General features: G+C 42.9%; 11 protein-coding genes. 6 read left to right on the top strand and 5 right to left on the bottom strand.

All coding sequences use genetic code 11. The features are described 5' to 3' along the window. The first annotated feature begins 116 nt into the window (after positions 1-116). The 4 genes from PN499_RS23630 (at position 117) to lptC (ending at position 4,171) form a co-directional block, all read left to right on the top strand. Entirely contained in the window at positions 117-332 is a 216-nt protein-coding gene (locus tag PN499_RS23630; RefSeq protein ID WP_272035174.1) for a hypothetical protein, read from the top strand. A 264-nt stretch (positions 333-596) separates the two neighbouring features. Next, on the top strand, positions 597-2,204 hold the full coding sequence (gene metG, locus PN499_RS23625; RefSeq protein ID WP_272035172.1) for a methionine--tRNA ligase: 1,608 nt from the start codon (positions 597-599) through the stop codon (positions 2,202-2,204). 96 nt (positions 2,205-2,300) lie between these two features. Next, positions 2,301-2,906: a LabA-like NYN domain-containing protein gene (locus PN499_RS23620; RefSeq protein WP_007356859.1), complete on the top strand. Its 606-nt coding sequence runs from the start codon at positions 2,301-2,303 to the stop codon at positions 2,904-2,906. Positions 2,907-2,998: 92 nt separating this feature from the next. Further along, positions 2,999-4,171 carry an LPS export ABC transporter periplasmic protein LptC gene (gene lptC, locus PN499_RS23615; protein ID WP_272035169.1) on the top strand — a complete coding sequence of 391 codons (1,173 nt, stop codon included), beginning with the start codon at positions 2,999-3,001 and terminating at the stop codon, positions 4,169-4,171. A gap of 180 nt (positions 4,172-4,351) precedes the next feature. Here the strand turns inward: lptC and PN499_RS23610 are convergent, their stop codons facing one another. From PN499_RS23610 to gltX, 5 genes are all read right to left on the bottom strand, one after another. Continuing rightward, on the bottom strand, positions 4,352-4,693 hold the full coding sequence (locus PN499_RS23610) for a DUF5615 family PIN-like protein (protein ID WP_272035167.1): 342 nt from the start codon (positions 4,691-4,693) through the stop codon (positions 4,352-4,354). Between the two features lie 3 nt (positions 4,694-4,696). Further along, on the bottom strand, positions 4,697-5,017 hold the full coding sequence (locus PN499_RS23605; RefSeq protein WP_272035166.1) for a DUF433 domain-containing protein: 321 nt from the start codon (positions 5,015-5,017) through the stop codon (positions 4,697-4,699). A 103-nt stretch (positions 5,018-5,120) separates the two neighbouring features. After that, positions 5,121-5,624 (bottom strand): hypothetical protein, encoded by a 504-nt coding sequence (locus tag PN499_RS23600; RefSeq protein ID WP_272035165.1) that lies wholly within the window; start codon positions 5,622-5,624, stop codon positions 5,121-5,123. Between the two features lie 97 nt (positions 5,625-5,721). Further along, positions 5,722-6,417, bottom strand: coding sequence for a CAAD domain-containing protein (locus PN499_RS23595; RefSeq protein ID WP_272035164.1), 696 nt, complete (start codon positions 6,415-6,417; stop codon positions 5,722-5,724). Between the two features lie 20 nt (positions 6,418-6,437). Next, complete coding sequence (gene gltX, locus PN499_RS23590) at positions 6,438-7,880, bottom strand: glutamate--tRNA ligase (protein WP_272035163.1); 1,443 nt, start codon at positions 7,878-7,880, stop codon at positions 6,438-6,440. 276 nt (positions 7,881-8,156) lie between these two features. Between gltX and PN499_RS23585 the strand changes: the two genes are divergently transcribed. Both PN499_RS23585 and PN499_RS23580 read left to right on the top strand, forming a co-directional pair. Next, positions 8,157-9,011 (top strand): hypothetical protein, encoded by an 855-nt coding sequence (locus tag PN499_RS23585; RefSeq protein ID WP_272035161.1) that lies wholly within the window; start codon positions 8,157-8,159, stop codon positions 9,009-9,011. A gap of 134 nt (positions 9,012-9,145) precedes the next feature. Beyond that, positions 9,146-12,583 (top strand): PAS domain S-box protein, encoded by a 3,438-nt coding sequence (locus PN499_RS23580; RefSeq protein WP_272035159.1) that lies wholly within the window; start codon positions 9,146-9,148, stop codon positions 12,581-12,583. Positions 12,584-12,795 lie beyond the last annotated feature (212 nt).

Genomic DNA, 12,795 nt, shown 5'->3' with positions numbered 1-12,795 from the left:
CTCAGTCATAAAGTAGAAATCTAGGGGAAGAAGAGGGGCTAGGGGAAGAAGAGGGGTTAGGGGTTAGGGGCTAGGGGCTAGGGGAAGAAGAGGGAAAGAGGGGTTACGATGCTCCGATGCTCAGGGCTAGGGAAGAAGAGGAAGAAGGGGAAGAAGAGGGACTATGCTACGATGCTCCGATGCTCAGGGAAGAAGAAGAAGGGAATAGAATTAAGGGTTTGAGGAAACTAGAATGTCCTAACCACCTTGGCGGTTGCTATATCGCTGTATTCCGCATTTATTTGCTGACTGACTCAAAGAGCATTCAGAATGAAGAAATTGCTCAGCACTGAGGAAGGCTAGAGCCAATATCCCTGGGGTTGACTTCAAGAGTCTCGAAGACCCACTGAAGCGAGAATCTTAAAATTTGTTTTAGAATTAGCCAAAAATATTGAAGAAACATTAAAGTTGAAATTAGAGATAATTATCTTTTTGTAAAAACAGGGTTTGGGTATTTTTTCTGAATTTCAGCCAACCTGGTACAAAAAACAACTAGAGTATAATGGAAATACTGAGTTATGATCCAAGCGAGATTTAGGAAACTTCTTTAGCATTCAATGAAATCGACCGATATAACTAAAGACACCTTTGCTTTAACAACACCTCTTTACTATGTAAATGATTTACCTCACGTTGGCAGCGCTTATACAACGATGGCAGCGGATGCAGCAGCTAGGTTTGAGCGACTGCGGGGAAAATCTGTTTTGCTGATTACGGGAACAGACGAACATGGTCAGAAGATTCAGCGCACTGCTGAAAGTTTGGGGCGATCGCCTCAAGCTCACTGCGACCTAATTGCCGCTGGCTTTGAGTCTCTGTGGGAGCAGCTAAATATCCAATATAACCGTTTTAGCCGCACTACAGCACCCCACCACCAGTTCATAGTTAAAGAATTTTTCCAGCGTGTTTGGGAAGCAGGCGACATCTATTTGAGCCAGCAACAGGGATGGTATTGCGTCTCTTGCGAAGAGTTCAAAGAAGAACGCGACCTACTTCCTGGTAAAAGGTGTCCTATCCATACCAGCAAAGAAGTCGAGTGGCGTGACGAGGAAAATTACTTCTTCCGCCTTTCCCGCTATCAAGCTCAACTTCAAGAGCTTTACGAACAGCGGCCTGACTTCATCCAACCCAAAAGCCGACGCAACGAAGTGCTGAAATTTGTCAGCACCGGACTGCAAGACTTTTCAATTTCTAGGATAAATCTTGACTGGGGTTTACCGGTTCCTGCTGACGATCGCCATACTATATATGTTTGGTTTGATGCGCTCTTGGGGTATATTACGGCTCTGCTCGATCCTGATAGCGAACCTACCTTAGAGAATGCTCTATCAAAATGGTGGCCGATCGATCTGCATCTAATTGGCAAAGATATTCTGCGCTTTCATGCAGTTTACTGGCCAGCAATGCTGATGTCTGCCAATCTACCAATGCCTGGTCGTATATTCGGACACGGATTTTTGACCAAAGATGGTAGAAAAATGGGTAAAACTGATGGTAACATCATCGATCCTGTGGCATTAGTCAATCAGTATGGTTCAGATGCAGTCCGTTATTACTTCCTAAAAGAAATTGAATTTGGACAGGATGGTGATTTTAATGAATCTCGGTTTATCGATACTTTGAATGCAGACTTAGCAAATAACTTGGGTAATTTGGTTAACCGCACATTAAGCATGGCTCACAAATATTGCGGCGGCTTGGTTCCTAATGTTAAAAGCGAAGACATTCCGGCAGATAACCCGCTTAAGTCAATGGGTTTAACTTTAGGCGATCGCACGGCTCAAGCTTACGAAAGTCTGGCCTTTAGCCAAGCTTGCGAAGCTGTACTCGCTTTAGTGCGAACTGGTAACAAGTTGATTGACGATCGCGCACCTTGGACTTTATATAAGCAGGGACAATTAGATGCCGTTGGAGAAGTCCTGTATTCTGGTTTGGAATCTGTTAGACTAGCAGCTTACCTTTTATCACCCATTATTCCCAATATCAGCAGTGCTATCTATCAGCAGCTAGGTTTTGCAATTGATTTTAACGACCAGGTTGCGATTAATAATTCAGCAACCTTTGCGACCCAAGCTATCTGGGGTGCTTTGCCAGCAAATCAAGCTTTAAGGCAACCCCAGCCAGTTTTTAAACGCATTGAAGTCTTACAATCAGTTTCTTCATAGTTGGGAGCTATCATCGGTGTGAGTAGCGTCATCACCATTACCATTACCAATCACTCTCTTACCTAAATCTTTCATAAAAAATTGAGGCATATAATCATGTTGAGTAAACTAGACAATCACGACCTTTTCACTCCAGAACAGGTTCTAGAAAATAGAGGTCGAGTAGCAATTTTTATCGATGGCTCTAACCTATTTTATGCTGCTTTACAATTAGGAATTGAAATCGATTACACTAAGCTGTTGTGCCGTTTAACTGCTGGTTCGCGGTTGTTACGCTCTTTTTTCTACACAGGTGTAGATCGCACAAATGAGAAACAGCAAGGATTTTTACTGTGGATGCGCCGCAATGGATATCGCGTGATTTCTAAGGATTTGGTGCAACTTCCAGACGGCTCTAAAAAAGCTAATTTGGATGTAGAAATTGCTGTGGACATGATGGCTTTGGTGGGTTCTTACGATACAGCAGTTTTAGTCAGCGGTGACGGCGATCTCGCTTATGCTGTGGATGCTGTCAGCTATCGCGGAGTCAGAGTTGAGGTAGTGAGTTTGCGATCGATGACCAGCGACAGTTTAATTAATGTAGCAGACCGCTATATTGATTTGGAATCAATTAAGGAAGATATCCAAAAAACTAATCGCCCGAATTATGCTTATCGTCCCTTGTCTGGCATTAGCTTGATGGACGATCATGAAGATAGATAATAATTGTTAGTGGTTAGTGGTTAGTAGTTAGTGGAAAAAACAACTTAACAACTAACAATTAACGACTAACCACTAGCAACTACCAATTAACAATGATTCATCCCAAATCTAAAATCCCAAGTCCCAAATTTTCCAAAACACTACCACTAGCTTTAGTTACTTTGCTTTTGGGAATAGTCGCTTGTGGAACTGAAGAAGTAACCCAGCAAAACAAATTAGCCGAAGATATTACTGCTGCTGAAAAGTTAAATAGCACATTAACTTTGAGCGATGTGACTCTCGAACAGGCTAATGAAAAAGGGGAACGACTATGGACGGTAAAATCCCAGCAAGCTACTTATAGTAAAGACAAAAAAGTAGTTAATGTTAAAAATCCCACTGGTAAACTCTTTCAAGATGGCAAAGAAGTTTATCAAATTCAGGCCCAGACTGGCGAGGTACGCCAAGATAGCAATCAAATTATACTTAAAGGCAAGATTGTAGCTACCGATCCCCGCAATGGTATAGTGCTACGGGGAAATGAGTTAGAGTGGCGACCAAAGGAAGATTTACTGATTGTTCGTAATAATTTAACGGGAGATCATAAACAGGCAATAGCTTCAGCTAAGGAGGCGCGAGTTTTTAGTCGCGCTAAGCGGATGGAGTTATTCGGGTCTGTGGTTGCTAATATTAAAGATCCTGTTTTACAGTTACGAACTGAACATTTAATTTGGCTATTAGATCGGCAAAAGATGATCGGGGATCGCCCAGTGCAAATCGATCGCTACAAGAATAAAATAATTACAGATCGAGCTTATGCTGACGAAGCTGATGTTGATTTAAAACTCAAAATTGCTAACTTGACGAAAAATGCTCAGTTACTGCCTTCAGACCCACCGTTGCAGATATCTAGTAATATTATGAGTTGGAATTTTCCGGCTGAACTTGTGGTTTCGCCGGGGCCGGTGACTGTTATTCAACTTAAAGAAAAAGTGACAATGAGGGGGAATCAAGGCCGGGGAGATTTAGAAAAAGATGTCTTTTATTTAACTGGAAATGTTGTTGGAATTGGGGAGAAACGTAATGCTCAATTGAATACAGATAATTTTATTTGGTATTTAAAAACTCAGACTTTTGATGCTATAGGAAATGTGGTTTATCGTCAATTAGATCCTGAGTTTAATTTAACTGGGCCCAAGGCTGCGGGACAACTTAAAAATGAAACTGTGGTTGTGCAAGGGGATGCAAATGGTGGCCAGGTAGTTACTGAGATTATTACTAAGTAGGAAATTTGTTGGGATAGTTGCTAATCAGGACTTACGTACCCAACCAAAGAAACCGGGTTTTTTAACGAAAATACTTCGTTGTTACCCACAGATCATCTCAAAAACCCGGTTTCTGGGACTCTATGCGTAAGTCCTATAATGCTAGGTCAACGCGATCGCATTTTAATTTTCGTTTGATTTTTACCGTTGAGGGCGATAAACTCGAATTAGCTGACCATTTAGTGTTTCAAAAGGAGAGATAGCCTCATTTATTCTTGTAGCTAGGTTTTCCCAGTTTTGGTCTCTCGTGCAGACAATAATGCCGGTATGATCGGGATGTAATCTGTGGAGTGCGATAAAATCATCCCGATTGAGCGTTAAAATGATACGGTTGTCATCGATCGCAAAGGCTAATACGTCTTCATCTGGAATTCCTTGGTTAGCATTTCCAGCTTCCTGAACAGTCAAGACATCGTGACCAAAAGCGCGAAGAAATCGAACAACTGGAAAAGGGAATTGTTCATCTGTATAAAAACGCGCCATCTGTTATGCTTCCTCATTTCGTTTGATAGCGGCTTCTATTTCATCTGGGTACTTTTCAGCATAAGCCCAGGCCTTTTCCAGCTCAGCCTGACTTAAATTCGGGTAGCCTTCTAAGATATGAGCATCGCTAGTACCGTCGCAGCGATAACCAGCTAGTAGCCAAACGGGAATCCGAGTTCCGGCGATTCTAGCGTCGCCGCCGCACACGCCGGGAGTTTTTTCAATTCCTGGCCATGCTAAACTTTGGGCTAATATCTGTATGGCTTCGGTTTTTTCAGCAGGGGTCAAAGCCTGAAGTTTGGGTTTCAATTCTCTGAGTGACATGATGTTATAGGTAGGGAAGAATGTTTACACAGCAAGCTTTTTAGTCATATCTATTTTAATATTTATTTAGATGGATTTACTTACGATCGATCTAATAGCATTGCTACTGCATATTCTTCTGAGAAATTCTGATGATGTAAGGAGAATATTTATGTCTTTCATAAGAACCAACCCAAATATCATAATTACCAGAAAGCCATTGACCGACAATACCTGGGTTTTTGCCTTCATAGTCATCATTGCACCAAGTGCCACCGGGCCCGCGTACTATTAAGGTGGTATCTTCGGAACTTTTCACTTGAATGCTCAGATACTCGAAAAAATTCCTTAAAACTAACTTATGGTCTGGCTTTCCATCTATAAAACCAATGCAAGGCCCTGTAACGGTTTCTTGTCGGCCTGCTGTTTCTTGAGCTACTACAAATCCACCGCTAAGACCTCTGATTGTCATCGGATCTGGAGAAAAATCCAGACTGAGAGTGACATCTTCAAAGATAGGTGTTGAGTTCTTTTCTTGAGCGATCGCTAAGACATTGTTCAGCAGAATAAACACAGCTATTGCTAGTGCTAAAACTAATACTCCTTTGCGTCTTTTCCGATTGGTCATGTGTGGGATTTAGCGGAGTGCATCAGCAATTAGGTATTTGTTGACCGTTAACTGTTAACGGTTAACAGTTAACCGTTAACAGTTAACCGTTAACTATTTAGGATTTCCGTCCTAAAACTTGTTCTTTGAGAATTTGGATGTTTTGAGATAATTCTTGGCGATTGGAGGACTTCAGTAAATAGCGGTAGATAAACCAGCTTGAGTATCCAATTCCAATTAGCTCAAAAGTTGGTTCTAGGAAGGGGATATCATTTAGCGCGTCCACTACGCCCAGAAATATTTTGAAGGCGATAATTGAGGCTATTATCAAACCCAGAAGAGTGAGCTGGCTTTTGTACTCTTGATAAAAGCCGCTGATGTAATCTGGGAGGTGGGACAAAATTGAGAGGATTTGTTCTTTAATCTGCTGCAACTGGGTTGTTGACTGGGTTGTTGATTTGTCTGCGGCAGTATCTTCGACGATGATAACAGTTTCAGGTGGATTTGAGGTTGACATTTTTGCTACTATAACAGGTTGTTCAGGTTGATTTGGGGTAGTTATTTCAGTGCTGGCAATCGTTTCAAACGGATTTGCCGCAGGTGTTTGGAGGTAATTTACTGCTGGCGGTTCTGGGCTAGCAGTTTCGGCTGTAACTTCTGTTGGTTGTTCAGAAGTAGCAGTTTCGGCAACTACTTCTGCTGGTTGTTCTGGACTAGCAGTTGAGACAACTACTTCTGTTTCTGGTTGTTCGGGAGTAGCAGTTTCGGCAACTACTTCTGTTTCCGGTTTTTCTGGGTTAGGAATTTCAGCCACGACACCAGCCTCTTGAAAATTTAACTTTTAATGCCCTCTTGCAAGCGGGTGATATCCATTTCCCGTTGGTGAAGGATTACCCACGATTCTATCAGGTCGGGGCCGTGCATTGCCCCTGTCAAAGCTGCCCGGAGAGTTCGCATGATTAGCCCTTTTTTGACGTTTTTCTCTTTGCTCACCTTTTTGGTGATTTCTTGAGCTTGGGCTGATGTTAACTGTGGACAGCTCGATAGTGCTTCTAAAATCGCTTGCAATGCGTCTGCTGCGCCTGGTTGCTGCAATTGAGCAGTGGCTTCTTCTTCGTACTCCAAGGTTGGGGTAAAGAATAATTTGCTCATATCGACGGCATCTTTAAGACGGACGAGACTAGGGCCAATCAGAGAGGTAATTTGTTCGAGCCAAGGGCGATCGCTCGCTGGATCGAAGTCATACCCCGCATCCTGCCAATAGGGTATCAACAAATCTGTCAGTTGCGGCACTGCCATTTTGTGTAGATATTGACTGTTGAGCCAGTTGAGTTTATCCCAGTCAAATTTAGCGCCTGCTTTGTTAACGCGATCGAAGCTAAAGTGTTGGGCTGCTTCCGGTAGCGTAAAGATTTCTTGGGTGGAATCGGGGGGTGTCCAACCTAGCAAAGTCATGTAATTGCCTAATGCTTCCGGCGTATAACCCATGTCTTTAAAGTCGGAAATAGAGGTTACGCCGTCGCGTTTAGACAGCTTTTGTCCTTCTTTATTTAAAATCAGCGGCGTGTGGGCAAATTCCGGGAGTGCGGTTCCCAAGGCTTCATAGAGCAAAATTTGTTTGGGAGTATTGCCGATGTGATCTTCGCCTCGGATGACGTGGGTGATGTTCATGTCGATGTCATCGACGACAACGGCGAGGTTGTAAAGAGGTTGACCGATGTTATCGCCGCTGGAAGCTCTAGCGATTACCATGTCGCCGCCGAGGTCGCTGCCTTTCCAGGTGACGGTTCCGCGTACCATGTCATGCCAGGATATGGTGCGATCGTCGTCGATGATGAAGCGGATTACGGGTTGTCTGCCTTCGGCTTCAAAGGCGCTTTGCTGTTCGGGGGTTAGGTGACGGTGGCGATTGTCGTAACGGGGGGCTTGTTTTTTGGCTTTCTGTTCTTCCCGCATTTGGTCGAGTTCTGCGGCGCTGGTGTAGCAGCGGTAGGCGAGTCCTTTGTCTAAGAGGGTTTGGACTGCTTGACGGTATAAGTCTAGACGCTGGGATTGGAAACTGGGGCCTTCATCCCAAGTGAGGCCGAGCCAGGTGAGACCTGTTTGGATGTTATCGGTGTATTCTGGGCGCGATCGCTCTAAGTCTGTGTCTTCTATCCGCAGGATGAATTTACCGCCAGTGTTGCGGGCGTATAGCCAGTTAAATACGGCGGTTCTGGCGGTACCGATGTGTAGATTGCCGGTGGGAGAGGGGGCGATGCGAACTCTGACTGTCATTTTTAGATTTATAGGATGTTAGTTTGGGGGCGTTTAGCTGGTTGGAAGGCGTGGCGCTTGTGGAACTATAGATTTTAATATAGCTTGTGGCAGAGTGGCGCTTGAGTTGGAGGGAAGGGATGAGGGGAGAGGGGAGGGCGATCGCTTGAATAGCAGATTGCAGGGAGAGGGGAGGGCGATCGCTACGAAAATCCAGGAATGGCAATAAAAGAAGAGTTAAGTTAAATTAAGCTTGATGGATGCGTCCCCAACCCTGAATCACTTTGAGGAATCGATATGGCAGATTCAAAAGTCGAAGAGCTTAAATTACAACTAGAACAGTTTAGTAAAAACAGCGATAGCGACAAACTTTATAATGGCGGCAAAGCCATTATTAATCTCCTACCTGGAGGGTCATTAGTATCCTTTATATATGAAACTTATGTCAAGTATCCCGCAAATCAGCGGTTGGGAAATTTTTTACTAAATCTTCTAGAGGCTATCAGTGAAATAAACGCTAAAATTGAAAATTTTCCCGTAAACAGTCCTAGCTTTCAGACTACATTAATATCTGCTTTTGAGATTGCAATGCGTCACCACCAAGAACAGGAATTAGCTGCATTGAGGAACACAGTTTTAAATGCTGGACTACCAAATGCACCAGAGGCAGATATACAGAGAATGTTTCTAAATTGGCTAGATGAATTTACAAGTTGGCATTTGATGTTACTCAGGTATTTGCATGAATATAATGCTAATGACCTACAAGTTATTGAAGAAGGTCTTGAGGTAAAACGCCCTTTTTATAATCAGGTACTACAAGATTTACAAGTCAAAGGTTTAATATATTTGAAAGAGGTATATGTAGCTAAAGAAAAGAATATAAAATACGGAAGACAGTTTCCCAATCCTATTCCACCGCTTCCTATAAATTTGAGAAATGTAGGTTCTCTCGATCCTTATCAAGATACAAATATAGTAGTTTTCAAGCAAAGCGAAGATATTGATAAAATTATCGAGGAAGGTAAATATTATTGCGATCATAGCAGTAAATCCGCTAAAGTTGATCGCATTACAGATGTGGGTAAATTATTTTTGGACTTCATTAAAAATCCAATTGAAAAAGTAAGTTTTGACCGCTCTCAACAATGAGATATAGTGCTATCTCCAAAACGTGCAAGTTGCGTTACCTAAGCTGACACAGACCGCAAATTTTAATTGTTTGACATGGGAACCTGATGCTGAGCAATAATGTGATATAGAAGCCGGTAGGTATTTGTAAACAAATGTTCTTGAAAGCTCTAACCAGTCGGATTTCTTCTAAATCGCTCAAGGTGCCGCTGCGTCTTGTGTTCTTAGTGCCGCTAGTGCTGCAAATCTCCGCAGCAGTAGGGTTGACGGGATGGCTGTCTTTTCGCAACGGACAGAAGGCAGTTAATGATTTAGCGGCCAATTTGAGTCTAGAAGTTACTGGTCGCACTCAAGAGCATTTTCAAAGCTTTGCAGACGCATCTAACTTATTTCTGGAATTGAATACGGCGGCAATTCGAGCCGGAAATTTAGATCCAGAAGATTTTCCTAGCTTAGAACGCTATTTCTGGCATCAGACTCAAGTCAGCGATCGCGTGACCACGATCTATTATGGTAGTGTTTCGGGCGAATTTCTACTGCTTAAGAGAGAAAATCCTCCTCTTGTTTATATTAAAGACGAGTCTACAGATTTTGCCCGTAAAATTTACCGCCTCGATAGTCAGGGAAATCGCGTTGAGTTGGTGAAAACAGACAATTACGATCCTCGGACTCGGCCTTGGTACAAAGCGGCCGTGCGATCGCGTCAATCTACTTGGTCTCCTATCTATCAATTTACCGCGATGCCTGTTCTGGGGATCACGCCAGCCACCCCAATCTACAATGAGAATAACGAATTGCAAGGTGTGCTGGCAATCGACTTAACCTTAGAGCAAATTAGCAATTTTCTCAGAGGCTTAAAAATTGGCAAATCGGGACAGGCTTTTATTATCGAGCGCAGTGGCGATATTGTTGCTAGTTCAACAACAGAGTTGCCTTTTGTCAAGACTGCTGAGGGACAAAAACGCTTAAAGGCAACTAACAGTAATAATCTATTGATTCGTTCAGCGGCGGAGTCTCTGTATCAACAATTTGGGAATTTAGACCTAATTCAGGAACCGATTCATATAACATTCAATGTTGACTCTCGCAATCAATTTTTAACTGTGGCTCCCCTGGCTGATGGTAAAGGAATTGATTGGCTGATAGTCGTGGCAATTCCCGAAGCCGATTTTATGGACGGCATCAATGCTAATAACCGTACTACTTTCTTGTTCTGTGTGGCAGCTTTGGTAGTGGCAATCGTGCTTTCAATTTACACTTCCCGCTGGATTACTAACCCAATTCGACGCTTAAGTGCAGCCACAAAAGCAATGGCACAGGGGGAATTAAACCAAAAGGTTGAGGTGCCAATTGCTGAAGAACTGGGGATATTAGCTGAGTCTTTCAACTTGATGGCTAAACAGTTACGCTCGTCATTTGCAGCTATGGAAGCGACAAATGTCGATCTAGAACAGCGAGTTATAGAACGTACAGCTAAACTCCAATCTGCGGAAGCGGAACTGCGGGCGCTGTTTGCAGGGATGAGCGAATTAATTCTAGTTTTGGATAGGAATGGCCGCTATTTAAAAATCGCGCCGACAAATCAAGCACTGACGTACAAACCGATGGAAGATTTAGTTGGTAAAACGATTGGTGAAGTTTTTCCACCAGCACTTGCTGATACTTTTGTCGGCTATATCCACAATAGCTTAGATTCTCAGCAGACTGTCAATGTTGAGTACAACTTGACGATCGGCGATCGCGAAATCTGGTTCGCAGCTAGTATTTCCCCACTTTCAGAGGAATCAGTAATTTGGGTAGCGCGGGATATCAGCGATCGCAAACTGGCAGAATCAGCACGACAGCAGACAGAAAAACAGTTACTCCGGCAAAACTCGGCCCTGGTAGAACTAGCACGAAATAAAGCCTTATACCGAGGAGATTTGAATGCTGCTATCAAAGAAATTACCGAAACTGCTGCCTGCACTCTTGAACTCGAACGCGCAAGCGTATGGCTGTACAATGAAAGCCGATCGCAGATGGAATGTTTTGACCTATTTGAGCGCAGCAGTGGCTTGCATAAGTCCAGCGAGCCATTAGTAGCAGCGGATAACCCTGCATATTTTCAAGCTTTGGAAGAAGATCGGATAATTGCACCCGGAGATCCCTTCAGCGATCGCCGGACTAAAGATTTTGCTACTTCTTACTTTGCTATTACTGGTACTGCTTCTATGCTTGACGCACCGATCCGAGTTGGTGGTGTGGTAATGGGAGTTCTCTGTTTGGAAGAAGTCGAACAAACCCGATATTGGACGCAGGAAGAGCAAAATTTTACGGCTTCTATTGCAGATTTAGTATCTTTGGCGATCGAAGCTAGCGATCGCCTGCGCGCCGAAACAGCTCTTCGCAGTGCTGAAGAAAAATATCGCAGTATTTTTGAGAACACAGCCGAAGGTCTATTTCAAACGAGTGTAGAAGGGCACTTTCTCAGCGCAAATCCTGCTCTCGCCAGGATTTACGGTTATTCTTCCCCAGAGGAACTGCGAGAGCTTGTCAGCGACATCAAAAGCCAAGTTTATGTAGATCCCCACAGACGAGATGAACTCGCTCGGTTAATAATCCAAAGAGGTGCAGTATCAGGGTTTGAGTCTCAGGTTTACCGTGCTGATGGTAGTATTATTTGGATTTCGGAGAATGTGCGATCGGTCTTAGATCGAGATGGGAATGTGCTTTATTACGAAGGCAGTATTGAGGATATTAGCGATCGCAAACACTTTGAGTCAGTTTTGCAGTTAGCAAAAGAAGCAGCGGAAGCAGCTTCGATGGCAAAGAGTTCCTTTCTCGCCAACATGAGCCACGAACTACGAACGCCCCTAAATGCGATCATCGGTTATAGCGAAATGCTCCAAGAGGAAACGGAAGATTTAGGCTACCAAGAACTCACCCCCGATCTCCATAAAATCCACATTTCTGGTAAACATTTACTCTCACTAATCAACGACATTCTCGATATTTCTAAAATAGAAGCTGGTCGCATGGATCTTTACTTAGAAACTTTCAGTGTCGATGATTTAATTGATGATGTTGCTGCTACTGCCAGACCGCTAGCTGAGAAAAATGGAAATATTTTAGAGGTGATAAAAACCAGCGATATCCACACCATGCACGCTGATATCACCAAGGTACGCCAAATTTTATTAAACTTACTGAGCAACGCTGCCAAGTTTACCCACAATGGCAAGATTACTTTAGCAGTGAGTAGGGAAATAGCGGCTATTGATGCGGAAGAAAGTATGACAACAGCAGAAGTAATAATAGATAATCAATTGAATATCAATAATTCTAATTCATCCGCAATTCCTAATTTTGAATGTTTAATTTTTAATTGTACTGACACTGGTATCGGCATGACTTCTGAGCAATTGCAGCAGATTTTCCAACCTTTTACTCAAGGAGATGCTTCTACTACTCGTAAATACGGCGGCACTGGTTTAGGATTAGCAATTAGCCACTGCTTTTGTCAGATGATGGGGGGCAAAATTACAGTTGAAAGTCAGATTGGCATCGGCTCTACTTTTAGTGTCAAGTTGCCTGCTAATATGGCTAATTGCTAATTGCTAATTGCTAATTGCTAATTGCTAATTGCTAATTGCTAATTGCTAATTGGTAAGGCTAATGGCTAATTGCTAATTCCTAATTGCCCATCTTCCCCATCTCCCCTCCGATTAATTAAAAGTTAAAAATTAAAAATTAAAAATTAAATCTCACAATTTTTAATTTTGCATTTTTTTTTAATTTTGCATTTTTAATTTTTAATTGATTAAGT

The sequence above is a fragment of the Kamptonema animale CS-326 genome, from assembly GCF_028330895.1.
In the GTDB taxonomy this organism is placed as follows: Bacteria; Cyanobacteriota; Cyanobacteriia; order Cyanobacteriales; family Microcoleaceae; genus Kamptonema; species Kamptonema formosum.
The sequence above is the reverse complement of the archived record's forward strand: the minus strand, read 5'-3'. Positions and strand labels throughout refer to the sequence as shown.